This is a genomic window from Acidovorax sp. KKS102 (genome assembly GCF_000302535.1).
Taxonomy (GTDB): domain Bacteria; phylum Pseudomonadota; class Gammaproteobacteria; order Burkholderiales; family Burkholderiaceae_C; genus Acidovorax.
Genome location: NC_018708.1, coordinates 3,097,227 through 3,122,411, shown reverse-complemented (window position 1 = coordinate 3,122,411; position 25,185 = coordinate 3,097,227). Strand labels below are relative to the sequence as shown.

Sequence of the window (25,185 nt, the reverse complement as noted above, 5' to 3'; positions counted from 1 at the left end):
CCGTGGGGTTGGGCGTTTGAGGTGTCTCACACATCGGCCCACATGCGCAGCAGGTTGTGGTACGTGCCCGACAGCGCGATGGCCGACGGGTCGGTGTCGCCGTGGGTCTGGCGCAGCTTGAGCAGGGCCATGTCCATGTCGAACAGCAACTGGCGCTGTTCCAGTCCGCGCACCATGCTCTCCACCCAGAAGAAGCTGCTCACGCGGTGGCCGCGCGTGACCGGTGCGACCTGGTGCACGGTGCTGCTGGGGTACAGGATCATGTTGCCCGCAGGCAGCTTGATGCGCTTCTCGCCCAGGGCTTCTGCAATCACCAGTTCGCCGCCGTCATAGTCCTCGGGCGGGGTGAGGAACAGCGTGCACGACAGGTCGCTGCGCACCCAGCAGTTGTCGGCGCGGGAGTGCATGACGGCGCTGTCCACGTGGTTGCCATAGAAGTTGGCGCCGTCTCCGTACTTGTTGAACAGCGGGTTGTAGATGCGGCGCGGCAGAGCCGCCGAAAAGAAGAGGGCGTTGCGATTCAACGCGGCCTTGACCAAACCCTGGAGCTGGGCAGACAGCTCGCTGGCTTGTGCCAGCTGCAGGTTGTTTTTCTGGTGCACCGCCTGGCCGCCCGCGCTGCGGGCGCCGTCCACCCAGGGGGCGTCGGCTGCCCAGAGCTTTTGCCGGAAGAACGCGACCTCGTCGGCGGTGAGAACGTCTTGGATGTGCAGGAACATGGAGCCATTGTGAACCGGCCCCGGGTGGTGCCGGGGCCGGTTCATTCGAGGGACTTCAGAGGTGCGTCAGAAGCGTGTCTTCAGCGTCAGCTGCACAGCGCGGGGCGCGCCGGGCGTGTAGAAGCCGCGGTACAGGCCTTCGGCATACGTGCGGTCGAACAGGTTGCTCACGTTCAGCTTCAGCGAGGTCTTGTCGTCAAACGCGTACTCGGCCATGGCGTCCACCACCGCAAAGCCGCTGGCGTACACGGCGCGCGAGCCCTCGGGGTTCTGCTTGGCGCGGTACGTCAGGCCAGCGCCCACACGCAGCTTGGAAGTGACGGCGTAGGTGCTCCACACGCTGCCGCTGTGCTTGGGCGTGAGGCCGGGGCGGTCGCCCTGCACCTGCGCACCGCCGCCGTTGGAGGCCAGCACCACGTTGCTCTTGTCGATCTTGGCCGATGGGATCCAGGTGTGGTTGAAGAACAGCTCCCACTTCGGTGTCAGGCGGCCGGCCAGGTTGAACTCCATGCCGGTGGCGTGGCGCTTGCCCGAGAGCAGTTCCTGCGCAGCAGCGGTGTCGGGGTCGGTGTTGCGCTCGTTGTACTTCTGGCTGTAGAAGGCGGCCACACCCAGCAGGGCGCGGCGCTCGAACAGCTCGAACTTGCCGCCGACTTCGATGTTGCGGCTCTTTTCCGGGTCGGTGTTGGCCGTGCGCGCCGTGGTGGCACCGGGGTTGCCAAACTGGTAGGTGTCGCCCGAGGTGTTGTACGAAGTGCCGTACGACACGTAGTACGAGGTCAGCTCGTCAGGCTGGAAGATCAAGCCCATGCGGGGGCTGAACAGGCTGTCGGAGCGCGAGTTGCTCAGGTTGCCTGCGGCATTGCGGTACGAGGCGCGGAAGTTGTCGTAGCGCAGACCGCCCACGAGCTTGAGTGTGTCGGTCAGCGACACCGTGTCCTGGAAGTACAGGCCTAGGTTGCGCGATGTGAAGGTGTTCCACTGCACCGGCGCACGGCCGTCGGCCACCCAGGCGCCATCGTTGGGTGTGCCCACGGTGGTGGTGGGGCGTGTGGTGGTGTTGGCGTAGTTCTGGTTGCGCTTGGCGTCGTCGTCGTAATAGTCCACGCCGGTCAGCACCGCGTGCTTCTTGCCACCCCAGGTGTAGGTGTTGTTGTAGTCGCTCTGCACTTGCAGCACGTTGCTTTCGCCCACGCGGCCCTTGGAGCCACGGGTCAGCACGGTGCTGCTGTTGATCTGGTCGAGCGTGATGGCGCTGTTCTGGAAGCCGATGGTGCTGGCCAGCAGGTCGCGCTCGTACTTGCCGTAGCGCAGGCGCGTGGTCAGCTCGCCGTTGTCGTCAAAGCGGTGGATGTGGCCCAGCGTGACGTATTGCGAGGTGGTGTCGTTGTGGTCACTGGCCAGGCCGTAGTACTTGCCCGCTTCCAGCGGCATGTTGATCTTGCCGTCAGCCGAGAGGCGCCAGGGGTGGTTGTAGAGCGGGCGGCCCTTGGATTCGAGGTAGTACAGCCCGACGGAGAACTCGTCGCGCGTGCCGATGCCCCAGGCAAACGTGGGCGCAATGCCGCGCTTGTCCTGCTTGGCGCCGTAGTTGTCATACTCCTGCACCATGGCGTTCAGGCGGAAGGCCGCGTTCTCGCCCGTCACCCAGTTGAAGTCGCCCGTGGCGCGGTGGTACTTGCCGGTGCCCAGCGTGTAACCGGCTTCGTGCTGGTCGATCAGCAGCGGGTACTTGTTGACCTGGTTGACCACACCGCCGGTCGAGCCCTTGCCAAACAGCATGGAGGCCGAGCCCTTGAGCACCTCGATGCGGTCGTTGTTGAAGGTGTCGCGCTCGATCAGCGGGGCGTCCTTCATGCCATCCACGTAGATGTCGCCTGCCAGGCCCAGCGAGAAGCCACGCAGGCGCACATCTTCTTCACCGGTCTCGCCGGACTGGAAGGTCACGCCCGCTGTGGTGCGCAGCACTTCGCGGAAGTCGTCCTGGTTGCGGTCGTTCATCAGCTTTTCGGTGAACACCGTCACGGACTGTGGGATGTCCTTGATGTCCTGCTTACCCTTGCCCACGGTGGTCTTCTTGATGAGCAGGGTGTCCTTGCCCTGGATTTCGGCAGTTTCCTTTACTGTCACGGTGGACAAGGTGGTTTCTGGCGTGCTGGTCTGCGCCATGGCGCCCATCGAGGCGGCCAGCATCAGCGCGCCCAGCGGCAGCAGGGCCTTGTCGGACGATGCGGCTTGCGAGGGCGCAGCAGCGGGAGAAACAACAAATGCGGGAGAAGAACGCAGCATGCCGCTGCGGCGCTGGGCGCGAGATTTAGCCAAGAGGGCCTCCGTCAATAGGGGTGTGCAGGTGGCGCGCAGGGGCACCAAGAGCAGGCGAGAGGCAGTGGCTAGATCAACATGGCTGTGCGTCGTCGTGCAGCTTTATGTTACATCAAATGCGGGTCATTCTCATTTGCATTGATGCGAGCGCGCCACACTTCGACAGGGTAGGGACGTAAAAAAACCGGCAGAGCCGGTTCTTTTACGGGTGCGACACAGGTCGCAAAGCGCCAGGGCTTACTTGACGTGCTTGCCGATCAGGCCAGCCAGTTCAAACATGGAGACTTGGGGCTTGCCGAACAGCTCCTTGAGCTTGGCGTCGGCGTTGATGTTGCGCTTGTTGGTGGCGTCCTGCAGGTTGTTGGCCTTGATGTAGACCCACAGCTTGCTGATGATCTCCGTGCGCGGCAGAGGTGCCGAGCCCACCACAGCGGCCAGCGCGGGGCTGGGCGTGAGCGCCTTCATGAATGCGGCGTTGGGGGTCCGCTTCTTGGCGGGTGCAGCGGCCTTCTTGGCTGCTGGGGCTGTGGTTGCCGGAGCTTTTTTTGCAGTTGCCATGTTGGGTTGTCCTTGTTGGGAATAAATTTTTACCAGCGAAAACGACGCTTTCCCACTGGCAGGCCGATGCTAATGGGAAAAAAACGCGTTTCCAAGGGAGAAACGGCTTTTTTTGCCTCGATTTGTAGCGGTGGCGCCGCGCAGCGTGCAGCAATTCGCCGCAGGGCCGCGCCAGCCTTGACAAAAGCCCATGGCTGGGTGGCCTGGCCTATGCCTGCGTGGAGCCGTGGCTGTCAGGGCTTGTATTGCGCCGACAATCTTGGCTTGGCCCGTTTCACTGACCCACTCTTTGAAAGATTTTGTCCCTATGTCCGCAGCTTCTAACCCTCCCTTCTCCACCTGCGATTTCTGCGATGTGCACAAGGCCGATATGAGCGGTGCGTTCCGCGTCTTGCCGCCTGTTTTCCAGAGCTATGGCGGCAAGCCGGTGTTTGCGGGCCCGGTTACCACGGTCAAATGCCACGAAGACAACTCCCTGGTCAAAGCCGCCGTGGAGTCGCCGGGCGAGGGCCGCGTGCTGGTGGTGGATGGTGGGGGCTCCCTGCGCCGCGCGCTGGTGGGTGGCAACCTGGCGGCCGCTGCGGCGCGCAATGGCTGGGCGGGCCTGGTGGTGGACGGCTGCGTGCGCGACGTGGCCGAACTGAACGCCGCTGCCGTGGGCATCCGGGCGCTGGCGCTGATGCCGCTGCCCACCGAGCGCCGGGGCGAAGGCCAGCGCGATGTGGCGGTGCTGATCCAGGGCGTGTGGGTGCGGCCCGGCGACTGGCTGTATGCCGATGCCGACGGCATCGTGGTCAGCGCGCAGGCGTTGACTACTTGACGGTTGGTGTGCAGGTCAGGATCGGTCGGGGCGGTCGCCCCGACCAACGCGCAGTGCTGCGCGCGAGGGCAGGGTGGCCAGCAGCACGCTGGCCAGGGCGATGGCAAAGGCAACCAGTTGCATGCCCGTCAACGCCTCGCCCAAGAACAGCACGCCCACCATCGCCGCACTCATCGGCAGCATGACCGAGAAGACGCCGCCCTGCGCTGCGGGAACGGCCTTGAGCCCGGTCATCCACAGCCACACCGTCCACATGCAGGCGGCCAGCGCGTAAAACAGCAGCAAGACCCAGGTGCCCCAGCCTACCGAAGCAAACGGAAAGTCCAGCGCCAGGTACAGGCCAAACGGCGTCGTCAGCACAAAGCCCCACAGGTTGATGAGCGAGGTGATGCGCTTGGGCCCCAGGCTGCCGGTGAGCTTCTTGCCGATCACTGTGTAGGCGGCCTCGCAAACCACGGCCCCCAGCAGCAGCATCTGGCCCCACCAGGCGTGGTTTGCAGTGTTTTTGGCTCCAAGCGCTGGTTCGATATGCGCTGAGTGCTCTGGTTTTGATAGTGAAAACAGGGCAATGCCCACCACTGCGCAAAGCACGGCCATCCAGGTGCGGGGCGCCACCCGCTCGCCCAAAAATGCCCAGCCCATCAACGCCACAGCCGCAGGAATGGCCGCCATGGTGACGCCTGCCGAAACCGCATCGGTCAGGCTCACGCCGTAGACCATGCAGATGGTGAACAGAAAGTTGCCCAGAAAGGACTCCAGGAACAGCAGCCGTTTCGTCTCTGGTGTCAGTGGCGGCTCGTTGGCGGGCTTCTTGAGCCAGTGCAGCATGGCGATGCCCCCGATGCCAAAGCGCATCCAGGCCAGCAAGAGCACGGGCAGCACGGCCGCGAGCGGTTTGGAGAGCGCCACATAACTGCCTACCAGCGACATGCTGAGGGCCAGGCACAGATAGGCGAAAGGGCGGCTGGGCGGGGGCGTATTCACTAGACTGGGACGCTGTTCAAACAAAAAAGACTGCGCATCATGCCCGAGCCTTCTTTGCCTGCTGTCGCCGCCCCACGCCATGTGTTTGTGTACGGCACCTTGCGCCGCGGCGGGTCGAACGACATCACGCGCTTGTCGCCCGCACCGCGCTGGGTGGGGTTTGCGCAAGTTGCAGGGATGCTGTTCCACCTGGGGGCTTACCCCGGCATGACCCTGGGCGGCGACCGGCCGGTGCATGGCGAGGTGTACGCCATCGAGTCTGCGCTGGAGAGCGTTCTGGATGCCATCGAAGGACTGGGCGGGGAACACCCGACCGATGAGTACTGCAAGCGCGAAATTGCGGTGACGGTGGAGGGCCAAGCGCTGTCTTGTCTGGTGTACGAGATCCATCCCCGATATGCGCAGGGCGCACGCCGGATCGAGGATGGTGACTGGCTCAGGGCAGTTGGCGCTACACCCATCTGAATTCTCACAATACGAAAGTTGAATTTCTTGATGTGGGATGCGATAGATGTTGCATTGCCGCAATTTTTCTCGATATGAGAAATCAATTTCCGTATTGAGAAATCACGTGTTTAAGTGGTTGTTTTGAAAGAAGAAAATTTATCTCTTCTATAAGACATAAGAGCTTGCGCAAGTCTTATAGAAGACTTAAAGTTGTCTTCAAGGGCGGCACACAGCAGCCCGGCGTTTTCAACCAACCCCTGGAGTGATCTCATGCCCCAATCCCTCAACGAACAACTGAGCCGCGAACAGCAAATTGCCGCCCTGGAAAAAGACTGGGCGACCAACCCCCGCTGGAAGGGCGTGAAGCGTGGTTACTCCGCAGCCGACGTGGTGCGCCTGCGTGGCTCGCTGCCTATCGAGCACACGCTGGCCAAGCGCGGCGCTGAAAAGCTCTGGGACAAGATCAACGGCGGCGCCAAGAAGGGCTACGTGAACGCTTTCGGCGCCATTTCTGCCGGTCAAGCCATGCAGCAAGCCAAGGCCGGCCTCGAAGCCGTGTACCTGTCGGGCTGGCAAGTGGCTGCCGACGGCAACACCAGCGAAACCATGTACCCCGACCAGTCGCTGTACGCGTATGACTCGGTGCCCACCATGGTTCGCCGCATCAACAACACCTTCAAGCGCGCTGACGAAATCCAGTGGGGCCGTGGCATCAACCCCGGCGACAAGGAATTCATCGACTACTTCCTGCCGATCGTGGCCGACGCGGAAGCCGGCTTTGGCGGCGTGCTGAACGCCTTCGAACTGATGAAGAACATGATCGCCGCAGGTGCAGCCGGCGTTCACTTCGAAGACCAGCTGGCTGCCGTGAAGAAGTGCGGCCACATGGGCGGCAAGGTGCTGGTGCCTACGCAAGAAGCCTGCGAAAAGCTGATCGCTGCACGCTTTGCCGCTGACGTGATGGGTGTGTCCACCATCGTGCTGGCCCGTACCGACGCCGAAGCCGCCAACCTGATCACGTCCGACCACGACGCCAACGACAAGCCTTTCCTGACCGGCGAGCGCACGCAAGAAGGCTTCTACCGCGTGAAGAACGGTCTGGAACAAGCCATCAGCCGTGGCGTGGCGTATGCCCCTTATGCGGACCTGGTGTGGTGCGAAACCGGCGTGCCAGACATCGGTTTTGCCCGTGAGTTTGCGCAAGCTGTGCACGCTGCCTGCCCTGGCAAGCTGCTGTCGTACAACTGCTCGCCATCGTTCAACTGGAAGAAGAACCTCAACGACAAGCAGATCGCTTCGTTCCAGGAAGACCTGTCGGCTCTGGGCTACAAGTACCAGTTCATCACGCTGGCCGGTATCCACATCAACTGGTTCAACACCTTCCAGTTCGCCCATGCATACGCTCAGGGCGAAGGCATGAAGCACTACACCGAAATGGTGCAAGAGCCAGAATTCGCAGCACGTGAAAAGGGCTACACCTTCGTGTCGCACCAACAAGAAGTGGGCGCAGGCTACTTCGACGACGTGACCACCGTGATCCAGGGCGGCTCGTCCTCCGTGAAGGCCCTGACGGGTTCGACTGAAGAAGAGCAGTTCCACTGATCTAAGGGGCTCGGCGCCACTTTGTTGTGGCGCCAAATGCACCCTACAAAAGCCCGAAGCATCTGCTTCGGGCTTTTTTTCTGGGTGCTGGGGTTAAAATCCGCAGAAATTCACTGCACAAGAGCGAGAAAGGCAATCTGGTTATGACACCGCGAACTACATCGGAGATGTTGACCGGCCTTTGAGGCTGGCTGTTCGCGCCTGCACGAGATTGCATACACCTCCAAAAAGCGCGGAACTGTTCCGCGCTTTTTTGTTTTACGGGCCTGGCGCGTGCCCGCATCCATTGCACTGATCACAGAGAAAGAGTTGCTCCCATGATTCACATTACGCTTCCCGACGGTTCGCAGCGCGAGTTTCCGGGCCCCGTCACGGTGGCCGAGGTGGCCGCCTCCATTGGCTCGGGTCTGGCCAAAGCCGCCTTGGCGGGCAAGATCGGTGACAAGGTGGTGGACACCAGCTACCAGATCACGGCTGATAGCCCGCTGTCCATCGTGACGGCCAAGGATGCGGATGGCCTGGATGTGATCCGCCACTCCACCGCCCACTTGTTGGCCTACGCGGTCAAGGAGCTGTTTCCTGATGCCCAGGTCACCATCGGCCCAGTGATCGAAAACGGCTTTTATTACGACTTTGCCTACAAGCGCCCCTTCACGCCCGAGGACCTGGTGGCCATCGAAAAGCGCATGGCCGAGCTGGCAGCCAAAGATGAGCCCGTGGTGCGCCGCGTGTTGCCGCGCGACGAGGCCGTGGCGTATTTCAAGGGCTTGGGGGAGCACTACAAGGCCGAAATCATTGCCAGCATCCCCAGCAACGAAGATGTGAGCCTGTATCGCGAAGGTAATTTTGAAGACCTGTGCCGCGGCCCTCACGTGCCCAGCACCGGCAAGCTCAAGTTCTTCAAGCTGATGAAGGTGGCGGGGGCCTACTGGCGCGGTGACCACCGCAACGAAATGCTGCAGCGTGTCTACGGCACGGCCTGGGCCACCAAAGACGAGTTGCAGCAGTATTTGACGATGCTGGAAGAAGCTGAGAAGCGCGACCACCGCAAGCTGGGCCGTGAGCTGGACCTGTTCCATATCGACGAGCACTCGCCTGGTACGGTGTTCTGGCACCCCAAGGGCTGGACGGTGTGGCAGGAGGTAGAGCAGTACATGCGCCGCGTGTACCGCGAGAACGGCTACCAAGAGGTGAAGGGGCCGCAAATTCTGGACCAGGGGCTATGGGAGAAAACCGGCCACTGGGACAAATACCGCGAGAACATGTTTGTGACGGAGTCGGAAAAGCGCGACTATGCGCTCAAGCCGATGAACTGCCCCGGGCACATCATCATCTTCAAGCAAGGTATCAAGAGCTACCGCGACCTGCCGCTGCGGTTTGGCGAGTTCGGCCAGTGCCACCGCAATGAACCCACGGGGGGGCTGCACGGCATCATGCGCGTGCGTGCTTTCACGCAGGATGACGGCCATATCTTCTGTACCGAAGACCAGATCCAGTCAGAGGTGGTGGCGTTCACCACGCTGCTGCAAAAGGTCTACAAGGACTTTGGTTTCACGGACATCATCTACAAGCTGTCCACACGCCCCGAAAAGCGCATCGGCAGTGAGGAAAGCTGGGACCGTGCTGAAAATGCCTTGGCCGAGGGCTTGCGCGCGTCCGGTTGCGAGTTTGAGTACCTGCCTGGCGAAGGCGCGTTCTACGGCCCCAAGATCGAGTACACGCTCAAGGACGCGCTGGGGCGACCATGGCAATGTGGCACGATCCAGGTCGATCCCAACATGCCCGAGCGGCTGGACGCAGAGTTTGTGGGCGAGGATGGCGGCCGCCATCGGCCCATCATGCTGCACCGTGCCATCGTGGGAAGCCTGGAGCGCTTCATCGGAATTCTGATCGAGCAACATGCAGGCGCCTTGCCCACGTGGCTCGCTCCCGTGCAGGTTTCGGTGCTCAACATCACGGACGCGCAGTCCGATTACTGTCGTGAAATCGCAGCAAAACTGCAAAAAGCGCTGCCCAATCAAGGCCTTAGGGTGGCCCTGGATCTGCGTAACGAGAAGATTACGTATAAAATACGGGAGCATTCGATGCAAAAGCTGCCCTACATCCTCGTCGCAGGCGACAAGGAAAAGGCGGCGGGAGCCGTTGCAGTGCGAGCCCGAGGTAATCGTGATCTCGGCGTGATGTCGGTTGATGCGTTCATTGAATTGATCGCCAACGACATCGCCACCAAAGCCTGATTTTGTACAAAAAACTGCTTTGCCGCTCGTGGACTGTGCGGAGGTAGCTACTTTATTTGTAGCATTTTGATTCAAGGAAGATAGCCATCGCTACTGAATTTCGTGATCGTCGCCAGCGGGAAGAGCGCAAGCACCGCCTGAACCGTGAAATCATGGCCCCGGAAGTTCGCCTGTCCGGGCCTGACAACGAGCCCTTGGGTGTTGTCAGTCTCATGGAGGCCTTGCGGATGGCCGGTGAGCTGGACGTGGATCTGGTGGAAATCGCTGCCACGGCGAACCCACCGGTGTGCCGTCTCATGGACTACGGCAAGTTCAAGTACCAAGAGCAAAAGCGTGCGGCAGAAGCCAAAGCCAAGCAGACGGTCATTGAGATCAAGGAAGTCAAGTTCCGTCCCGGTACGGACGATGGCGACTACAACATCAAGATGCGCAACATTCGCCGCTTTTTGGCGGATGGTGACAAATGCAAGATCACGCTGCGGTTCCGCGGTCGCGAAATCACGCACCAGGAACTCGGTCTGGCTTTGCTGAACCGGATTCGTGACGAGTTGGCTGACAGCATCATCATCGAGCAGTTCCCCAAGCTGGAAGGCCGCCAGATGATCATGATGATTGCCCCCGGCAAGAAAAAGCCTGCGGCCAAGCCAGCGTCTGAAGGCGCTGCACCAGCGGCAGGCCAGGCGGCATAAAGCTGCGGATCGGTATGAAGTTTTGAGCGCTGCGCCATTCAACAGGCGTGGTGCTTGAAAAGGCGGTGCTTTCGGGCATTGCCGAGCGGAAGGCGAAAGCCTTTCGATAAAAGTGGCTCGGGGCCAACAAGTTTGCAGATCGGTTTGCAAACGCCTCACGAGCACAATGAAAAAGGAGCATTCACATGCCCAAAATGAAGACCAAGAGCAGCGCGAAAAAACGTTTCCGCGTTCGTCCCGGTGGCACCGTCAAGCGCGGTCAAGCCTTCAAGCGTCACATCTTGACCAAGAAGACCACCAAGAACAAGCGCCACCTGCGTGGTGCAGTGAATGTGCATGAGACCAACATGGGCTCGATCGCACAAATGCTGCCCAGCGCTGGCCTTTAATAACTGACGAACAAGGAGTACATACATGCCTCGCGTCAAACGTGGTGTAACGGCCCGTGCCCGTCACAAGAAAGTTCTCGCCCTTGCCAAGGGTTTCCGTGGTCGCCGCGGTAATGTCTTCCGTATCGCCAAACAGGCGGTAATGAAGGCTGGGCAATATGCCTACCGTGACCGCCGCACCAAGAAGCGCGTGTTCCGCCAGTTGTGGATTGCCCGTATCAACGCCGCTGCCCGTGAACTGGGCCTGACCTACAGCCAGTTCGCCAACGGCCTGAAGAAGGCTTCCATCGAGATCGACCGCAAGATGCTGGCCGACCTCGCAGTGCACGACAAGGCTGCCTTTGGCAGCATCGTGGAGCAAGTCAAGGCCAAGCTGGCTGCTTGAGTTCACGATGAGCGGCTATCGTTCTGATAGCTGCTTGCGCAATAACAGCAAGGGCTAGGGCTTGTAAAGGCACTAGCCCTTGTTCATTTTCACGGGTCGATAAAAACGACTTACGCAAAACAGGCTGCTGAGGCAAGACGCTTGCCACATGGCATATGCCAATGGCACTTGTGCATCCTTGTTTGCGTAAGTCATGAAAGAGTCGTTATGAACGAGTTGGATTCCCTGGTTGAGAGCGCGACGCAACTGTTTGCCCAAAGTGCCACCCCCGCTGACCTCGAAAACGCCAAGGCGCAGTTTTTGGGCAAGTCGGGTCGCGTGACGGAGCTCATGAAGGGCATGGCGCAGCTGTCCGTCGAGGAAAAGAAATCCCGCGGTGCGGCCATCAACGTCGCCAAGCAGGCCATCGAAGCGGCGCTCACTGCGCGCCGCCAGGCGTTGGCCGATGCGGAACTGCAACTGCAGCTCAAGGCCGAAGCGCTGGACGTGAGCCTGCCAGGTCGCCAGCGCGGGCAGGGGGGGGGGCACCCCGTTTCGCTCACCCTGGAACGTATCCAGGGCATTTTCGGTTCCATGGGTTTTGACGTGGCCGAAGGCCCCGAGATTGAAACCGACTGGTTCAATTTCACCGCATTGAACACGCCGGAAGACCACCCCGCGCGGTCCATGCACGACACGTTCTACGTGGAAGGCGGCACCGCCACCGCACCCAACCTGCTGCGCACGCACACCAGCCCCATGCAGATCCGCCATGCGGTGCAGCACGTGAAGAAGCATCGCGCCGCGCTGGATGCCGGCCAGGCTATGCCCGAAATCCGCGTGATCGCCCCTGGCCGCACCTACCGTGTGGACAGTGACGCCACGCACTCGCCCATGTTCCACCAGTGCGAAGGCCTCTGGATCGGCGAGAACGTGAGCTTCAAGGACCTGAAGGTCATCTTCACGGATTTCTGCCGCACGTTCTTCGAAAGCGACGACCTCGTGTTGCGCTTCCGTCCCAGCTTCTTCCCGTTCACGGAGCCCAGCGCCGAGATCGATATCCAGTTCCAGACGGGCCCGCTGGCGGGTCGTTGGCTGGAGGTGGCGGGTTCGGGCCAGGTGCATCCCAACGTGGTGCGCAACATGGGCCTCGACCCCGAGAAGTACATCGGCTTTGCGTTCGGCATGGGGCCAGACCGCCTGACCATGCTGCGCTACGGCGTGAACGATCTGCGCCTGTTCTTTGACGGCGACATCCGTTTCCTGTCGCAGTTCCAGTAAAGCCCGCCGACTTCACGCAGCGCGCATGGCCAGCCCAGCGCCGCGCACCTTCCGTACAAGAGTGTCCGACTATGCAATTTCCTGAATCCTGGTTGCGCGAGTTCTGCAACCCCCCCTTGACGACGGCCGAACTGGCTGAAACGCTGACCATGGCGGGCCTCGAAGTAGAGGAGCTGCGTCCCGTGGCCCCACCGTTCACCAAGATCGTTGTGGGCGAGATCAAAGAAGCCGTCCAGCACCCTGATGCCGACCGCCTGCGCGTGTGCCAGGTGGATGTGGGGCAGGGCGCCCTGCTGAACATCGTGTGTGGCGCACCCAATGCCCGCGTGGGCATCAAGGTGCCATGCGCCCTGGTGGGTGCCGAACTGCCGCCGGGTGATGACGGCAAGCCGTTTCTCATCAAGGTGGGCAAGCTGCGCGGCGTGGAAAGCCAGGGCATGTTGTGCTCGGCGCGCGAGCTCAAGCTGTCGGAAGACCACGGCGGCCTCCTGGAGCTGGATGCCGCAGCGCCGGTGGGTCAGGACATCCGTGCGTACCTGAATCTGGACGACACGCTGTTCACGCTCAAGCTCACGCCCAATCTGGCGCATTGCCTGAGCGTCTATGGCATTGCACGCGAGGTGTCTGCACTGACGGGTGCACCGCTGCAAAGCCCCGCGTTCCCTGCGGTGACTGCCAAGCTGGCGGACACGCTGCCTGTGAAGGTGAGCGCTCCCGATCTGTGCGGCCGCTTCTCGGGCCGCATCGTGCGCAATGTGAACACGCGCGCCGCCACGCCCCAGTGGATGCTGGACCGTCTGGCCCGTTGCGGTCAGCGTGGCGTGTCGCCGCTGGTGGACATCTCCAACTATGTGATGTTCGAGCTGGGGCGTCCGTCGCACATTTTTGATCTGGACAAGATCCATGGCGGGCTGGATGTGCGCTGGGGCAAGCCGGGCGAGCAACTCAAGCTGCTCAATGGCAACACCATCACGGTGGACGACAAGGTGGGTGTGATCGCGGATGACAGCCAGGTGGAGTCGCTGGCAGGCATCATGGGCGGTGACGCTACCGCTGTGTCAGACGACACCCGTCACATCTACATTGAGGCCGCCTTCTGGTGGCCCAAGGCAGTTGCGGGCCGCTCGCGCCGGTTCAACTTTTCGACAGATGCCGGTCACCGGTTTGAGCGTGGCGTGGACCCGAGTCTCACGGTGGAGCACATCGAGCGCATCACCCAACTGGTCATCGACATCTGCGGCACGCCCGACACCGCCTGCGGTCCCATGGATGATCAGGCCGTGAACCTGCCTGCGCCCCAGCCCGTCACGCTGCGCGTGGCGCGCGCCGCCAAGGTCATCGGCATGCCGCTGACCCAGGCGCAGTGCGCAGACGCCTTGCAGCGCCTGGGCCTGCCAGTGGTGCAGGGCGATGGCACGCTGACGGTCACGCCTCCATCGTTCCGTTTTGACATCACCATCGAGGAAGACCTGATCGAAGAGGTCGCCCGCATGGTGGGTTACAACAACCTGCCGACCACCCCGCCTTTGGCGCCCATCACGCCCAAGCTGGCGCTGGAGGCTACCCGCAGCCCGTTTGCGGTGCGCCGCTCGCTGGCAGCCCTGGGCTATCAGGAAACGATCAACTTCAGCTTTGTGGAAGAGCGGTGGGAGCATGAGCTGGCTGCCAATCCGCAGCCCATCAAGCTGCTGAACCCGATTGCCAGCCAGATGAGCGTGATGCGCTCGACTTTATTGGGTTCTTTGCTACAAGTTTTAAAGTTCAACCTCGACCGTAAGGCCGAGCGGGTGCGTGTTTTTGAACTGGGCCGCGTGTTCCTGCGGGACGGTAGCGTGCGTAATACCGACACCACGGTGGAAGGTTTCCACCAGCCCATGCGTGTGTCCGGTCTGGCCTATGGCCCGAACGACATGCTGCAGTGGGGGCGCAAAGAGCAGGCCATTGATTTCTTTGATGTGAAGGGCGACGTGGAGGCCCTGCTGGCCCCTCTGCGCGCAACGTTCGAACCCGGCAACCATCCAGCCATGCACCCCGGCCGCTGCGCGCGCGTTCTGGTCGCTGGTCGCGCGATTGGTTTTGTGGGCGAACTGCATCCGCAATGGCGTCAGTCGTGGGACCTGCCCCAGGCGCCGGTGATGTTCGAACTGGAGCTGGACGCTGTACTGCAACGTGTGGTGCCACAGTTCAAGCCCGTGACCAAACACCAAGCGGTCGAGCGCGATCTGGCCGTGGTGGTGGCCGAGCGTGTGACCCACGCCGACATCATGGGCGCGGTCGAGCAGGCTGTTCCCGGCGGCATGTTGCGCTCTGCGGTGCTGTTCGACGTGTACCGACCCAAGGCGCTGCGTGCTGGCGAAGAGGCACCCGCAGGGGGTTTGGCACCCGGTGAAAAAAGCCTGGCTGTGCGCCTCACCCTCGGCCGTGACGAAGCCACGCTCACCGAGGCGGAAATCGACGCCGCAGTGCAGTCCGTGATAACGCAGCTGACGCAGCGCACAGGCGCTCGTCTGCGGGTGTGACGATGTCTAGGGGGAGTGACCAACCATGATCGAATTTGCAGTCGAAAGCCTGGAGACACCGGCACTGACCAAGGCGCAGTTGGCAGATCTGTTGTTCGATCAGATCGGCCTGAACAAGCGCGAGTCCAAGGACATGATTGACGCCTTCTTCGACCTGATCGCCCAAAGCCTGGTCGAGGGCAAGGACGTCAAGCTCTCGGGCTTTGGCAACTTTCAGATCCGGACCAAGGCGCCCCGTCCCGGGCGCAATCCGCGCACGGGCGAGGCCATTCCCATCAAGGCGCGCCGTGTGGTGACCTTCCACGCCAGCAGCAAGCTCAAGGAGCAGATCCAGACGGTGGCTGCTGCGTGAATTTGTGCTGTTTTTTGTTGCCAAGATGTTCTTGGTGGCTGGCGGAGCAGGCTGGTCTGCAGTACGCTTGAAAGCTTTCCCGTTTGAACCTGCATCTCATGGGCACCACCCTCCCTTCCATTCCCGCCAAGCGATACTTCACGATTGGTGAGGTCGCGGAGCTGTGCGGCGTCAAGCCGCATGTGTTGCGTTACTGGGAGCAGGAGTTCACGCAGTTGCGCCCCATGAAGCGGCGCGGCAACCGCCGCTACTACCAGCACCATGAGGTGCTGATGATTCGTCGGATTCGTGATCTGCTGTACGACCAGGGCTTCACCATCAGTGGGGCGCGCAATCGCCTGCAAGAGCTCGCCCATCCGTCTCGGGATGGAGGGGGTGCCGACGAGGCTTCCGTGGCGCAAGATACCGAGCTGCCCAGCATGCTGGTGGACAGCTCACGCGACCTTTCCATCGTTGCTGCAGGCTTTTCTCTGGACTCCAATGCAGTGCGCCAAGAATTATTTGAAATTCGTGCGCTACTTTCTCTGAACTGAGCTTTTTTCTCCATATAATCTAAGTCTTGTCGGCGTGTAGCGCAGCCTGGTAGCGCACTTGCATGGGGTGCAAGGGGTCGCGAGTTCGAATCCCGCCACGCCGACCATTGATAGCAAAAGCCCAGAACCGAAAGGTTCTGGGCTTTTTTGCTTTTGTCGCTTCGGGCTTTCTTTGCATCACCAGCTGGCGCTGGAAGGTCGGCCCTCCGGATTCACCCTTGCGCCTCTGTATTGTGAAGGCGGCGAAATCAAGAGCCCGTGGTGGCTATGCCAGCCGGACGGCGGCGAAGGATGGCCACTAAGGCATAACAGCCCAGCGCCCCGTGATGGGCAAGGAGACCCCATGATTGATGGCTTGGTAGCCGGACGGCTATATGGTGAGGCGGAGCGCCGCACGGACAGGGCGGGCAAGGCTTACAGCCTGGCGAAGGTCAGGGCCAGTACCGCAGAAGGCGAAGTGCTGTTCGTCAACGTCATCGCCTTTGATGACGATCTGTGTGCGTCCCTGCATCGATTGCGCGACGGTGACTCCGTGGCGCTGTCTGGCAGCTTGAATCCCCGTGTATGGACAGACAAGCAGGGCAATGCAAGGCCCGCACTGGATATGGTGGCGCATCGCCTGATCAGCATGCCGATCTCCGACGCTGAACAATAGGGACGCCGCGCTCCGCCGGCGACGTGTGGTGACTTGTAGGCGGGATGAATGCCTGCGCGGGCGGCAGGCTTGAGGCTCAGCTGGTCTTTCGGGCATTGCCCGAAGGATTGGGGGCAAAACCCAAGGCTTTGAGCTCATCCTCGCTCATGTGCAGTTCGGTCAATTCGGGCTGACGCGCCTCAATGGCTCGCCTCCGTTCGAAATTGGTGGGTGGACCTTTTTCTTCCTGGCGGCGATCCTTGCCGCTGCGGCGGTCCATGCTGCCTCTGCGTTCGACACTCATGATGATGCTGCTGGTGGTAGATGGAGTGAGGGGGGTTGCGTACGCAGTCTGCCGCCAATGGATGGGCCATCTTTGGGCGCCGACTGAGGCACACAGTCTGCATCAGTTGCTGGCTTTTGCAAACATCCAAGGTGCCATCCTCGCCCTGCATCTGGCGCAAGAAACGATTGTTGACGAAGGCAGGTGCCTATCGTGGTGAGGTACTTGGTGCTGGTCGACGTCTTGCCGCCGCAATGGCCGTTTCGGAGGGCATCGGTCACCATCCTACGGTCGGGGAGCCTGCGATGCAGTGGGTCGATTTCTTGACCTTTCGAGGCTGCCAAGAAAAAGCCCTGACTCTTGCGAATCAGGGCTTTTTATTTGGTGCCGGAGAGATGAATCGAACACCCGACCTTCTCATTACGAATGATGGGATTGGTGAATTTGCTCCTGTTGATTGCTGTTGGTAGAATCAATGTAAATCAACAACTTAGATTGTTTTATCTGGATGGGTAAACAGTCTTTGTGTTGATTGAAATTCGGCAGTTTTTAGCGAATCTGCCTACAGATTGCCTACAGATTTCAGGGGGCACCATGAGCAAGCCACAAAACCGCGTGAGGCTGACCGCCGGGAGGGTTGACGCCTTCACCTGCCCGGCTGGCAAATCCCAGGCGTTTCTATGGGACACCGAAGCCCCAGCCCTGGCGCTGCGCGTGACGCCCACGGGCCGCAAAACCTACGTGTTTGAATCGCGCCTGAATGGGGCAACCCTACGCCTGAACATAGGCACCGCTACAGACTGGCCGATTGAGAAGGCACGGGGCGAGGCGCAGCGCCTTAAAGTGCTGGTGGATAGTGGGCATGACCCCCGAGAGATAGAGCGACAGCAACAGGCAGACAAAGCCGCCGCAAAGGCCGCAGCAACTGCCAAAGCCCTGACCGTGGGGGAGGTGTGGCCGCTGTATCTGGAGAACGGCAAGCCCAAGCGCCGGGATGCATGGAAGCCCCGTTACCGTGCCGACCTTGAAGCAATGGCCGCGCCCGGTGGCGAAAAGAAAAAGCGAGGGCAGGGCACGACAAGGCCGGGGCCGCTGTATCCGCTGCTGGCGCTGCCCCTAGCCGGGGTGAATGAGGACGTGCTGAAAAGCTGGTACGACCGCGAAGCCGTGGCAGGTAAGCACCAAGCCGCCCGCGCCCTGATGATGTTTCGGGGTTTCCTTCGCTGGTGCGCTGCCCGTCCTGAGTATCGGAGCATGACAGACCGCGATGCAGGGAAGGCCGCCGCCATCGTGGAGAGCCTGCCTAGCAACACCCGCCGAACCGACGCCCTGGAAGCCGCCCAGGTGCCCGGCTGGTGGGTTGGAGTGGAGCAACTGAGCAACCGCACCGCAAGCGCCTATCTGCGCGCCCTGCTGCTGACTGGTGCCCGCCGCGAGGAGCTGGCCGCCCTGACATGGGTGAACGTGGATTTTCAGTGGCGCAAGCTGACTATTGCCGACAAGGTGGAGACAACGCGCACCATTCCCCTGAGCCCCTACATGGCGCAAATGCTGGCAACGCTGCCCAGAGTAGGGCCGTTCGTGTTTGCCAGCACGGGCAAGGCCGGGCGAATCACCGACGCCCGCGCAAGCCACGCCCAGGCCCTGCGACACGCTGGCATCGAACACCTGACATTCCACGGGCTGCGCCGTTCTTTTTCGCTGCTGGGGGAGGCCGCCGGGGCACCTGCCGGGGCTATCGCGCAAGTGATGGGCCACAAGCCAAGCGCAACAGCCGAGGGTTACAGGCCGCGCAGCATTGACGCCCTGCGCCCGTTTCTGGAGCAGATAGAGGCGCACATTCTGGCCCTGGCCGGGGTGCAGTTTGACGCCCAGGCCGAACCTGGCAAGCTGCGTGCTGTGAACTGACAAACGCGAAGCCCTGGCGCGTTTCACCCAGGGCAAAACAGGCGGGGCCAGCATGTGCAGGAACACAGCGCCAGCCCCTGACCATCATCAAAACGGAGCTTTGAAAATGGCTGAATGCAAGTTTACAGACCCCAACGAGGGATTTTTTACCGGGCTTCGGCAAGAACTGCGAGCCCGTGCCACCACACCTAAAACCGCGTTGGAGATGCGCCGCGAGCGTGACCGTCTGCGCACTGTGCTGCAACAACCAATTTCAGCGCCCCGCTATTGCGTCATGTACTTAGTGAACGGACGCGAGCGCAAATCCGCATGGCTCTATAACAACGACCACGCACGCAAGGGCCTGCAAATGATGCAAGCCAAGTATGGCGACCGCAACGCCATCATCTACGTGGATTGACCATTTCGCCCCAGCTACCCCTACCAGACGAAACCACGCAAAAGGTGTATTTATGATTCAAACCAAGGAACAGAAAGCAAAAGGCACCATCTTGGCCTGTTTGCTGGAAGTAAACGATTTGCCGGAATGGACAATGAATTTTCAGCGCGACAAGCTATACGAGGCATTGACGCAAATACATGCAGGTGAAATTGAGCTTGCAGTTAGTACGCTTGGGCAGGGCGTGGAACATGCCTACCGTGAGGAATTCACCGAATCTAGGCCAGAGGCCCAAGCCTGCAAAAAAGCATTTGACTGCTTGACGCAAAAAGATTGACCGTTTCGCCCCAGCTAGGCAGGGCCGCAATCCTGCCGAAAAGCCAGTTCCCCCTCTGGCCTGCTGGGGCACCCAAAACAGGGGCGCATCCGGGGGGATGCCAACATGAATCAGAGCGAAATCCGCGACCGGCTGCTAGAGCTTGCACGGGCGCGCCTAAAAAACAGATTCGGAGCGTTTGAACAATTCCGGTTCACGCTGGATGGCTTGGCGGAGGGCTCTGCAATTCTTGCGCGGGCATCGCTGCTGCCTGCACCGTGGATTGCGGGCTTTCGGCTGGGGCTGGGTGAAGCCGCAAAGCAGATTGATGCCCACTTGCTGCGCATCATTGATGACTGGGCGCAACGTGAAGCGCCCGCCCGACAGATACCCGCCCTGGAAGGCGTGGAACCACTGGCCGCAGAGCCCCAGGCAGTGACACCCAGCGCCGCGCCCGTGGTGGCTGAGAGCGCCAGCAATGCGCCTAGCACTGGCAAGGTGTGGACTCCTGAAAGGCTGGCCGAGGTGAAGGCATATCGGGAGAAGCACGGCACTAAAAAAGCCGCCGAACATTTCAATGTTTCGACGTCATTGATTCGGCAAAAACTCCCGAGCGAAAAGCCCAAGCCGAAGGGCTACAGCGCCTTTACGCACCGCATTAAATAGAGGCGAGGGATTGCGGGTGGGGTTGCGTCTCACGCCTTGAAACCCGCATGAAATAAGGCTTTGCGCCCCGCAACGGGGTTGCGCTTTTGACCGCAAGGGGCATTGCGCCCAAATAGTCCAGAACCATGTTTAACGAACCCAGAGGGTTTACGCATGGCCGCAAAGACTATTCAACTAAAACCGCTGTCGCTGGAAACGCGCACAGCCTTGCCAACTCCTGAGGCCGCCGGGCACCTGAACCGCGCACAGCAAACGCTTCGCATTTGGGCTTGCCGCGAGGATGGCCCAATCCGCCCAATCCGCATCAATGGCCGTCTGGCATGGCCCGTTTCTGAATTGCGCCGCGTGCTGGGGGTTGCGTAATGGCCGCCCCGTTCGTACCCCAGGACGCACTGAAAAAGCTGCGCACCGTGGCACGCGCAAAAGGCTTGCATGTGTGGGTTGACCACCAAGCCCGCATTATGGGTAAGCCGTTTGTCCTGCTGCAAAAGGATGGGCACACCCTGGCCGAGTTCGACCACCACAAACCCGCGTTGCAGTGGCTGGGGGTGCAAGCATGACCGCCGCCATCAATCGCGCTTTGCTGGCGCTGTGGTGCGCTGCCCCGTCCCGCTGGTTTCGCAAGGGGGGCCGCCCATGACAGCCCCAAAAGGAAAAGCCCCCGCACCGACCAAGACGCAAGGGGCTCACGGTGAACAACTTTCGTTTCTGCCGCCCGCGCCATTTTGCCCCACATGGCCCAAGCGTGGAACCCTGGCAGACCGTGCGCTAGGAATGCTGATGGATGGCCGTCTGATTGACCATCCCGAGTTTGAAAGTAGCACGCAATCCTGGCGACTGGGTGCGGTGATTTTCACGCTGCGCACGCTGGGCTGGCCCGTGGAAACCATCGAGGTTCCGAGCCCCACAGAACACAGCCCCGACCGCGTGATTGCCTTGTACCGCCTTGACGGCAAATACACCGCGCAGGCCCTGGCGATGAATGGGGGTGCTGCATGAAGGCAATTGAAATCCAATGCAGTTCCTATGAGTGGTGGGGCGACCGCTGGAATAGTGCGATGCCTTATGACTTCGACGCACTGACCATCCCTGACGGGCACCAACTGCCGAACGCGCCGGTTAGCGTTTACGTGCTGACGCCCGACCCGATGGAGGCCGCGCAACTGCTGCGCCTGCTGGCTGCGAAGCTGGAACGAGAGCCCCAGCTATTGAAGCCACTGAACGAGCCGGGCAACAGCCCAAACAACCCCGCCGAAGCGGACGATGGGGGGTGCCCATTTTGACGAACGACACCGCAAAAGCAATCGACGCATTGCACGCCATCCCGCCAGACCTGCCGCGTGATGAATGGGTGAAGGTGGGCATGGGAGCGCACGCCGCCGGGGTGGACTTCGACACCTTCGACGCCTGGAGCGCCGGGGCTGGCAACTACGACGCCGCCGCCGCCCGCGATGTGTGGCGCAGCATCAAGCCGGGTAAGGGCGTGGGAGCCGGAACCCTTTTCCGCAAGGCTGCTGAGAATGGCTGGCGCATGGGTGAAGGCAAGCCCCAGCAACGCCCGCCGCAAGCCCCCAGGAAGGCCGCAGAGCCGCCGCGCAAGCCAGCCCCAGGCATGAGCCCTGCCGAGGTGTGGGCACGCTGCGAAGCTGCGACCGATGCACACCCCTACATCGTGGCGAAGGCCGCCGCCGGGGTGCCGTTGGATGGCCTGCGCGTGCTGCCTGCTGGCGCTGGCCTGCGCATTGCCGGGCAGAGCATGGCCGGTGCCCTGGCGGTGCCCGCCCTGGCCGCCGATGGCACGCTGCAAAGCCTGCAACTGATACCGCCGCCCGGCGCTGGCAAAAAGCTCAACCTGCCCGGCGCACCGATGGCCGGGGCATCCTTCACTGTGGGCGAGGTGGTGCCGGGTGCGCCCGTGGCTTTGTGCGAGGGTGTGGGCACTGCATGGGCCTGCTGGCAAGCTACCGGACACCCTGCCGTGGCCTGCTTTGGCTGGGGCAACGTGGGCAAGGTGGCTGCCGACCTGCGCCAGCGTGACGCATCCGCCCGGCTGGTGCTGGTGCCCGATGTGGGCAAGGAGGACAGCGCCGCAGAGATTGCCCAGGCTCTGCAATGCGCCGTGGCCTACATGCCCGAAGGCGAGCCGCAGAACTTCGACGCAAACGACCTTGCGCAGCGTGACGGGTTCGACGTGCTGGCCGTGCTGCTGGAGAACGCCCGAGAGCCTGCGCCGCCCGCCCTGCCTTTGTCGGTGGCCTTTGCCGATGAACTGCCGGACGCCTTCACGCCGCCCGATGAACTGGTGGAAGGGGTTTTGACGGCTGGCGATGGTTCCGTGCTGTACGGCGACAGCAACAGCGGGAAAACCTTTTTCGTTATCGACATGGCCGCCGCTGTGGCGCGTGGTGCGCGATGGATGGGCCGCAACACTGAACCGGGCCTAGTGGTGTATCTGGCCGCAGAGAGCCCCGCATCCGTGCGTGGCCGCCTGCAAGCCTACCAACGGCACCACGGGGTGAAGGTGCCCAACTTCGCCATTGTGCAAAGCCCTATCGACTTGTTCGACGGCGATGCAGACACCGAAGCCGTCATATCGGTGGTGCGCCAACTTGAGCGCCAGCGAGGCCAAAAGGTGCGCTTGATTGTGGGCGACACCCTGGCACGCCTGAGCGCCGGGGCGAACGAGAACGCCGGGCAGGACATGGGCCTAGTGGTGCGCCGTTTCGACCGCATCCGCACCGCCTGCAATGCCCATTTTTGCCTGATTCACCATAGCGGAAAAGCCGCCGCAAACGGTGCCCGTGGCTGGAGTGGCATCCGCGCCGCAGTGGACACCGAAATCGAGGTGACGGACTCGCCCACGGGCCGGTGCGCCGAAATCACCAAGCAACGCGACCTGAGCACCAAGGGCGAGCGCATCGGGTTTCGGCTGGACACCGTGACGCTGGGCACGACCAAGTGGGGGGCCGCAGCCACGAGCTGCGTAGTGGTGCCTGCCGATGCGCCGGACAAGCCCCAGGGAAAGCGCCTATCCGAAGTAGCCGGGGCTGTGCTGGAGTACCTGCGCACGCAACCCGCCGGAAAGAAAAAGCGCGAGGTGGTGGAGCACTTCCAACCGCTGTACGACAAAAGCGCCGTTTACCGCGAACTCAAAAAGCTGGTGGCAGCCGGGCAAGTGCTGGAGTGCATCGGGATTGTGACGGCTGTCAGTGAGGTGCGAAATGGTGCGAACTGATGCAAACACCAATCCGCACCGCCGGGCAAAAAAGGTGCAGATTGGTGCAGCACCCTATAGGGGTGCACCAATTCGCACCTGCCCCGCACCTGCTGCTGGCACTGATTTGCTGGGGGATGAAATACAGACACCCCGCACCAACAGCCGCCCCGAAGCTGCCGCGCTGGTGGAAGTGTTGAAAGCGCTGAGAGCGCATCCGCTGGTGGCATGGGCCGAGCGCATGAACACCGGAGCTGCCAAGGTGGGCAACCGCTTTATCCGTTTCGGCTGGCCGGGCTGCCCTGATGTGCTGGGGCAATTGAAGGATGGCCGCTTGCTGGGTGTGGAAGTGAAAGCCCAGGCCGGACGCCTGCGCCCTGAGCAAGCCCTATTCCTGGCGCGCATCCGTGCCGCTGGTGGCGTGGCCTTTGTAGCGCGTGACCTGCGCGACGTACTGCGGGCACTGGCCGAGGCGCAGGGGCCATGAGAAGCCGCCGCACCTTCCTGCATCCATCAATCAACCGAAAGACAGACCATGTACCAAGCAAAGACCGGGCAGACACCGCCCCGAGAACTGGCCGCCGCGATGGCTGCGTTTGAAACGGCGCAGCACGAACAACTGGCGCGTGGTGTTGCAGCCCATGCCGCGATGCCCCACAACCTGACCCGCCAACAGCGCGCAGCCGTCATGACGATGGCCCGCCGCCTGAACCCTTCACTTTGAAAGAACACCCCATGCAATCAATCATCAAAAACACCCGTTTCACCGAAGCGCACAACACCCTGGCCGAACTGAGCGCCGCATTCAATGCAGCCACTGCCGAGGAATCGCGCTTGCTGGGACTGCTGGCCGCGCCTGCCGCCGCATCCTTCGACCCCCTGGCCGCTGGCCTGCGTCTGCTGCGTGGCGAGCCTGCACAGCGCAACGACCTGACGGGCATCAATCGTGAACTGGCAACCGTGCGTGAGCGTCTGGACACCCTGCGCCCAGCCGTGGAAGCGCAACGGGCTGTGGTGGCTGCGCTGTCTGCCGAACTGAGCGCCGCAGTATGCGCAGAGGCACAGCCGGGGCACACAAAGGCCGTGCAAGGCATTGTCAAAGCGCTGGAGGGCTTGCGCTCTGCCCTTGGTGCCGAGGCTGCTGTACGGGCCGGAATCGAGGCCGCCGGGTATCGGTGCAGCATTCCCGCGTTGGTACATCCCGGCGTCAACTTCGACGACGACCAGAGCCCGGTTTCACGCCTGCTGGCTGATGCGCTGCTACGGGTGGCAACCGCAGAGCTTGAATCAGGCCCTGATGTGAATGTGCGCCTGCTGGTTGACAGTGCCGAGCTGGGTAGCTGTGGCGATGTGGTGAGCGTGCCCGGCGCCACTGCCGCCCACCTGGTGCGACTTGGACACGTAGAGCGCACAACCGCGAAGCTGGGCCGGGTGCCGCGACTGCGCGAGTCCATTGCAGCGCTGGTGCTGGGCTAAGGATTGGCGGGCCTTCGGGCCTGCCTCACGGTGGGGGGCGGTTCAAAACCTACACCCTGCCAATATGGAAATCGGCTTGTTCGACCTGCGATAACGCTAACGCACAAGTCGTGTCGTGCGCGCGCGCGAGGGGTGGGGGCCGGTTCAAAGCCTAGCCGCTGCCGTATGTAAACCGGCAGTGCAGGCGACCATTCCTAAACGTCCGGAAAAAAGGTGAAGGGGTGGGGGGGCATCCGAAGTTTGGGAAGACCGAAACACGGACACCCCATGTTCACCCACGCGCAGAAAATAACCCCCCGTTGAAAGCAATCAGCAAATGGCCGGAATCAAAGGAAGAAGCGGAGGCGCACGAAAGAACGCAGGGGGCCGCCGTGCTGGTGCTGGAAGGCCGCTAGGCAGCCGCAACCGACCCCGCCTGATACCTGGCCTGCCCGAGGCAAGCGACCCGCTGCAATGGTTGCTGGCGCTGATGAATCACCGAGGGGCACCGCTG

At 61.7% G+C, this 25,185-nt stretch carries 30 protein-coding genes and 1 tRNA gene; 26 read left to right on the top strand and 5 right to left on the bottom strand.

What is annotated here, in order from left to right; genetic code table 11:
• Positions 1-26: 26 nt before the first annotated feature.
• The 3 genes from C380_RS14255 to C380_RS14245 all read right to left on the bottom strand — a co-directional run bounded on the left by C380_RS14255 (position 27) and on the right by C380_RS14245 (position 3,599).
• Entirely contained in the window at positions 27-719 is a 693-nt protein-coding gene (locus C380_RS14255; RefSeq protein WP_015014557.1) for a Fe2+-dependent dioxygenase, read from the bottom strand.
• Between the two features lie 66 nt (positions 720-785).
• The gene (locus tag C380_RS14250) at positions 786-3,008 is read right to left on the bottom strand and encodes a TonB-dependent siderophore receptor (protein WP_015014556.1); all 2,223 of its coding nucleotides are present in this window, start codon (positions 3,006-3,008) and stop codon (positions 786-788) included.
• Between the two features lie 270 nt (positions 3,009-3,278).
• Positions 3,279-3,599, bottom strand: a complete 321-nt coding sequence (locus tag C380_RS14245) for an SWIB/MDM2 domain-containing protein (protein ID WP_015014555.1) — start codon at positions 3,597-3,599, stop codon at positions 3,279-3,281.
• 307 nt (positions 3,600-3,906) lie between these two features.
• Here C380_RS14245 and rraA point away from each other — a divergent pair, with 307 nt between their 5' ends.
• Positions 3,907-4,419, top strand: coding sequence for a ribonuclease E activity regulator RraA (gene rraA, locus C380_RS14240; protein ID WP_015014554.1), 513 nt, complete (start codon positions 3,907-3,909; stop codon positions 4,417-4,419).
• A 15-nt stretch (positions 4,420-4,434) separates the two neighbouring features.
• Here the strand turns inward: rraA and C380_RS14235 are convergent, their stop codons facing one another.
• Complete coding sequence (locus C380_RS14235; RefSeq protein WP_238544022.1) at positions 4,435-5,349, bottom strand: DMT family transporter; 915 nt, start codon at positions 5,347-5,349, stop codon at positions 4,435-4,437.
• Between the two features lie 93 nt (positions 5,350-5,442).
• Here C380_RS14235 and C380_RS14230 point away from each other — a divergent pair, with 93 nt between their 5' ends.
• The 12 genes from C380_RS14230 to C380_RS14175 all read left to right on the top strand — a co-directional run bounded on the left by C380_RS14230 (position 5,443) and on the right by C380_RS14175 (position 16,471).
• Positions 5,443-5,868, top strand: a complete 426-nt coding sequence (locus C380_RS14230; protein ID WP_015014552.1) for a gamma-glutamylcyclotransferase — start codon at positions 5,443-5,445, stop codon at positions 5,866-5,868.
• Between the two features lie 252 nt (positions 5,869-6,120).
• The gene (aceA, locus tag C380_RS14225; RefSeq protein ID WP_015014551.1) at positions 6,121-7,452 is read left to right on the top strand and encodes an isocitrate lyase; all 1,332 of its coding nucleotides are present in this window, start codon (positions 6,121-6,123) and stop codon (positions 7,450-7,452) included.
• A gap of 317 nt (positions 7,453-7,769) precedes the next feature.
• Positions 7,770-9,689 carry a threonine--tRNA ligase gene (thrS, locus tag C380_RS14220; protein ID WP_015014550.1) on the top strand — a complete coding sequence of 640 codons (1,920 nt, stop codon included), beginning with the start codon at positions 7,770-7,772 and terminating at the stop codon, positions 9,687-9,689.
• 80 nt (positions 9,690-9,769) lie between these two features.
• Positions 9,770-10,378 (top strand): translation initiation factor IF-3, encoded by a 609-nt coding sequence (infC, locus tag C380_RS14215; RefSeq protein ID WP_082753551.1) that lies wholly within the window; start codon positions 9,770-9,772, stop codon positions 10,376-10,378.
• A gap of 185 nt (positions 10,379-10,563) precedes the next feature.
• Positions 10,564-10,767 carry a 50S ribosomal protein L35 gene (gene rpmI / locus C380_RS14210; RefSeq protein ID WP_005795135.1) on the top strand — a complete coding sequence of 68 codons (204 nt, stop codon included), beginning with the start codon at positions 10,564-10,566 and terminating at the stop codon, positions 10,765-10,767.
• 25 nt (positions 10,768-10,792) lie between these two features.
• A complete protein-coding gene (gene rplT / locus C380_RS14205; protein WP_005795139.1) occupies positions 10,793-11,152 on the top strand; it encodes a 50S ribosomal protein L20 in 360 nt (119 codons plus the stop codon).
• Positions 11,153-11,359: 207 nt separating this feature from the next.
• Positions 11,360-12,412: a phenylalanine--tRNA ligase subunit alpha gene (gene pheS / locus C380_RS14200; RefSeq protein WP_015014548.1), complete on the top strand. Its 1,053-nt coding sequence runs from the start codon at positions 11,360-11,362 to the stop codon at positions 12,410-12,412.
• A gap of 71 nt (positions 12,413-12,483) precedes the next feature.
• Positions 12,484-14,931, top strand: a complete 2,448-nt coding sequence (gene pheT, locus C380_RS14195; protein WP_015014547.1) for a phenylalanine--tRNA ligase subunit beta — start codon at positions 12,484-12,486, stop codon at positions 14,929-14,931.
• A gap of 25 nt (positions 14,932-14,956) precedes the next feature.
• Positions 14,957-15,283 (top strand): integration host factor subunit alpha, encoded by a 327-nt coding sequence (locus C380_RS14190; protein WP_015014546.1) that lies wholly within the window; start codon positions 14,957-14,959, stop codon positions 15,281-15,283.
• A gap of 98 nt (positions 15,284-15,381) precedes the next feature.
• Positions 15,382-15,816 (top strand): MerR family transcriptional regulator, encoded by a 435-nt coding sequence (locus tag C380_RS14185; protein WP_043566613.1) that lies wholly within the window; start codon positions 15,382-15,384, stop codon positions 15,814-15,816.
• A 30-nt stretch (positions 15,817-15,846) separates the two neighbouring features.
• A tRNA-Pro gene (locus C380_RS14180) sits at positions 15,847-15,923 on the top strand.
• A gap of 236 nt (positions 15,924-16,159) precedes the next feature.
• A complete protein-coding gene (locus C380_RS14175) occupies positions 16,160-16,471 on the top strand; it encodes a single-stranded DNA-binding protein (protein WP_015014544.1) in 312 nt (103 codons plus the stop codon).
• Between the two features lie 76 nt (positions 16,472-16,547).
• Here C380_RS14175 and C380_RS14170 read toward each other — a convergent pair whose 3' ends face one another.
• Positions 16,548-16,754 carry a hypothetical protein gene (locus tag C380_RS14170; RefSeq protein WP_148279972.1) on the bottom strand — a complete coding sequence of 69 codons (207 nt, stop codon included), beginning with the start codon at positions 16,752-16,754 and terminating at the stop codon, positions 16,548-16,550.
• Between the two features lie 131 nt (positions 16,755-16,885).
• On the opposite strand from C380_RS14170, the gene C380_RS25320 reads away from it, so the two are divergent.
• The 13 genes from C380_RS25320 to C380_RS14110 all read left to right on the top strand — a co-directional run bounded on the left by C380_RS25320 (position 16,886) and on the right by C380_RS14110 (position 24,692).
• Positions 16,886-17,203 carry a hypothetical protein gene (locus tag C380_RS25320; RefSeq protein ID WP_168162368.1) on the top strand — a complete coding sequence of 106 codons (318 nt, stop codon included), beginning with the start codon at positions 16,886-16,888 and terminating at the stop codon, positions 17,201-17,203.
• A 124-nt stretch (positions 17,204-17,327) separates the two neighbouring features.
• Positions 17,328-18,641 (top strand): integrase family protein, encoded by a 1,314-nt coding sequence (locus C380_RS14160; protein ID WP_015014541.1) that lies wholly within the window; start codon positions 17,328-17,330, stop codon positions 18,639-18,641.
• A gap of 106 nt (positions 18,642-18,747) precedes the next feature.
• Positions 18,748-19,041, top strand: a complete 294-nt coding sequence (locus C380_RS14155) for a hypothetical protein (protein WP_015014540.1) — start codon at positions 18,748-18,750, stop codon at positions 19,039-19,041.
• A 52-nt stretch (positions 19,042-19,093) separates the two neighbouring features.
• Complete coding sequence (locus tag C380_RS14150) at positions 19,094-19,357, top strand: hypothetical protein (protein ID WP_015014539.1); 264 nt, start codon at positions 19,094-19,096, stop codon at positions 19,355-19,357.
• A gap of 105 nt (positions 19,358-19,462) precedes the next feature.
• Complete coding sequence (locus C380_RS14145) at positions 19,463-20,002, top strand: hypothetical protein (protein WP_015014538.1); 540 nt, start codon at positions 19,463-19,465, stop codon at positions 20,000-20,002.
• A gap of 153 nt (positions 20,003-20,155) precedes the next feature.
• Positions 20,156-20,365, top strand: a complete 210-nt coding sequence (locus C380_RS24515) for a hypothetical protein (RefSeq protein ID WP_083871616.1) — start codon at positions 20,156-20,158, stop codon at positions 20,363-20,365.
• On the top strand, positions 20,365-20,562 hold the full coding sequence (locus C380_RS14140; protein ID WP_015014537.1) for a hypothetical protein: 198 nt from the start codon (positions 20,365-20,367) through the stop codon (positions 20,560-20,562). The genes C380_RS24515 and C380_RS14140 overlap by 1 nt, the downstream gene beginning before the upstream one ends.
• 220 nt (positions 20,563-20,782) lie before the next feature.
• Entirely contained in the window at positions 20,783-21,001 is a 219-nt protein-coding gene (locus C380_RS14135) for a hypothetical protein (RefSeq protein WP_148279971.1), read from the top strand.
• Entirely contained in the window at positions 20,998-21,285 is a 288-nt protein-coding gene (locus C380_RS14130) for a hypothetical protein (protein WP_015014535.1), read from the top strand. Before C380_RS14135 ends, C380_RS14130 begins: the two co-directional genes overlap by 4 nt.
• Positions 21,273-23,237: an AAA family ATPase gene (locus C380_RS14125; protein WP_015014534.1), complete on the top strand. Its 1,965-nt coding sequence runs from the start codon at positions 21,273-21,275 to the stop codon at positions 23,235-23,237. The genes C380_RS14130 and C380_RS14125 overlap by 13 nt, the downstream gene beginning before the upstream one ends.
• A 106-nt stretch (positions 23,238-23,343) precedes the next feature.
• On the top strand, positions 23,344-23,703 hold the full coding sequence (locus C380_RS14120) for a VRR-NUC domain-containing protein (protein ID WP_238544021.1): 360 nt from the start codon (positions 23,344-23,346) through the stop codon (positions 23,701-23,703).
• A 48-nt stretch (positions 23,704-23,751) separates the two neighbouring features.
• Positions 23,752-23,940: a hypothetical protein gene (locus C380_RS14115; protein ID WP_015014532.1), complete on the top strand. Its 189-nt coding sequence runs from the start codon at positions 23,752-23,754 to the stop codon at positions 23,938-23,940.
• Positions 23,941-23,951: 11 nt separating this feature from the next.
• Complete coding sequence (locus tag C380_RS14110; protein ID WP_015014531.1) at positions 23,952-24,692, top strand: hypothetical protein; 741 nt, start codon at positions 23,952-23,954, stop codon at positions 24,690-24,692.
• Positions 24,693-25,185: the final 493 nt, after the last annotated feature.

Excerpts from the sequence above, each read along its gene's own strand:
- C380_RS14140 (WP_015014537.1), top strand. The coding sequence starts at position 20,365 with ATGGCCGCCCCGTTCGTACCCCAGGACGCACTGAAAAAGCTGCGCACC.
- pheT (WP_015014547.1), top strand. The coding sequence starts at position 12,484 with ATGCAATTTCCTGAATCCTGGTTGCGCGAGTTCTGCAACCCCCCCTTG.
- C380_RS14235 (WP_238544022.1), bottom strand. The coding sequence starts at position 5,349 with ATGTCGCTGGTAGGCAGTTATGTGGCGCTCTCCAAACCGCTCGCGGCC.
- C380_RS14250 (WP_015014556.1), bottom strand. The coding sequence starts at position 3,008 with ATGCTGCGTTCTTCTCCCGCATTTGTTGTTTCTCCCGCTGCTGCGCCC.
- C380_RS14155 (WP_015014540.1), top strand. The coding sequence starts at position 18,748 with ATGGCTGAATGCAAGTTTACAGACCCCAACGAGGGATTTTTTACCGGG.
- C380_RS14130 (WP_015014535.1), top strand. The coding sequence starts at position 20,998 with ATGAAGGCAATTGAAATCCAATGCAGTTCCTATGAGTGGTGGGGCGAC.
- rpmI (WP_005795135.1), top strand. The coding sequence starts at position 10,564 with ATGCCCAAAATGAAGACCAAGAGCAGCGCGAAAAAACGTTTCCGCGTT.
- C380_RS14175 (WP_015014544.1), top strand. The coding sequence starts at position 16,160 with ATGATTGATGGCTTGGTAGCCGGACGGCTATATGGTGAGGCGGAGCGC.
- C380_RS24515 (WP_083871616.1), top strand. The coding sequence starts at position 20,156 with ATGGCCGCAAAGACTATTCAACTAAAACCGCTGTCGCTGGAAACGCGC.
- C380_RS14135 (WP_148279971.1), top strand. The coding sequence starts at position 20,783 with ATGGATGGCCGTCTGATTGACCATCCCGAGTTTGAAAGTAGCACGCAA.
- rraA (WP_015014554.1), top strand. The coding sequence starts at position 3,907 with ATGTCCGCAGCTTCTAACCCTCCCTTCTCCACCTGCGATTTCTGCGAT.
- C380_RS14245 (WP_015014555.1), bottom strand. The coding sequence starts at position 3,599 with ATGGCAACTGCAAAAAAAGCTCCGGCAACCACAGCCCCAGCAGCCAAG.
- C380_RS14150 (WP_015014539.1), top strand. The coding sequence starts at position 19,094 with ATGATTCAAACCAAGGAACAGAAAGCAAAAGGCACCATCTTGGCCTGT.
- C380_RS14115 (WP_015014532.1), top strand. The coding sequence starts at position 23,752 with ATGTACCAAGCAAAGACCGGGCAGACACCGCCCCGAGAACTGGCCGCC.
- C380_RS14255 (WP_015014557.1), bottom strand. The coding sequence starts at position 719 with ATGTTCCTGCACATCCAAGACGTTCTCACCGCCGACGAGGTCGCGTTC.
- C380_RS14145 (WP_015014538.1), top strand. The coding sequence starts at position 19,463 with ATGAATCAGAGCGAAATCCGCGACCGGCTGCTAGAGCTTGCACGGGCG.
- C380_RS14170 (WP_148279972.1), bottom strand. The coding sequence starts at position 16,754 with ATGAGTGTCGAACGCAGAGGCAGCATGGACCGCCGCAGCGGCAAGGAT.
- pheS (WP_015014548.1), top strand. The coding sequence starts at position 11,360 with ATGAACGAGTTGGATTCCCTGGTTGAGAGCGCGACGCAACTGTTTGCC.
- aceA (WP_015014551.1), top strand. The coding sequence starts at position 6,121 with ATGCCCCAATCCCTCAACGAACAACTGAGCCGCGAACAGCAAATTGCC.
- C380_RS14230 (WP_015014552.1), top strand. The coding sequence starts at position 5,443 with ATGCCCGAGCCTTCTTTGCCTGCTGTCGCCGCCCCACGCCATGTGTTT.
- rplT (WP_005795139.1), top strand. The coding sequence starts at position 10,793 with ATGCCTCGCGTCAAACGTGGTGTAACGGCCCGTGCCCGTCACAAGAAA.
- C380_RS14190 (WP_015014546.1), top strand. The coding sequence starts at position 14,957 with ATGATCGAATTTGCAGTCGAAAGCCTGGAGACACCGGCACTGACCAAG.
- thrS (WP_015014550.1), top strand. The coding sequence starts at position 7,770 with ATGATTCACATTACGCTTCCCGACGGTTCGCAGCGCGAGTTTCCGGGC.
- C380_RS14160 (WP_015014541.1), top strand. The coding sequence starts at position 17,328 with ATGAGCAAGCCACAAAACCGCGTGAGGCTGACCGCCGGGAGGGTTGAC.
- C380_RS14185 (WP_043566613.1), top strand. The coding sequence starts at position 15,382 with ATGGGCACCACCCTCCCTTCCATTCCCGCCAAGCGATACTTCACGATT.
- C380_RS14110 (WP_015014531.1), top strand. The coding sequence starts at position 23,952 with ATGCAATCAATCATCAAAAACACCCGTTTCACCGAAGCGCACAACACC.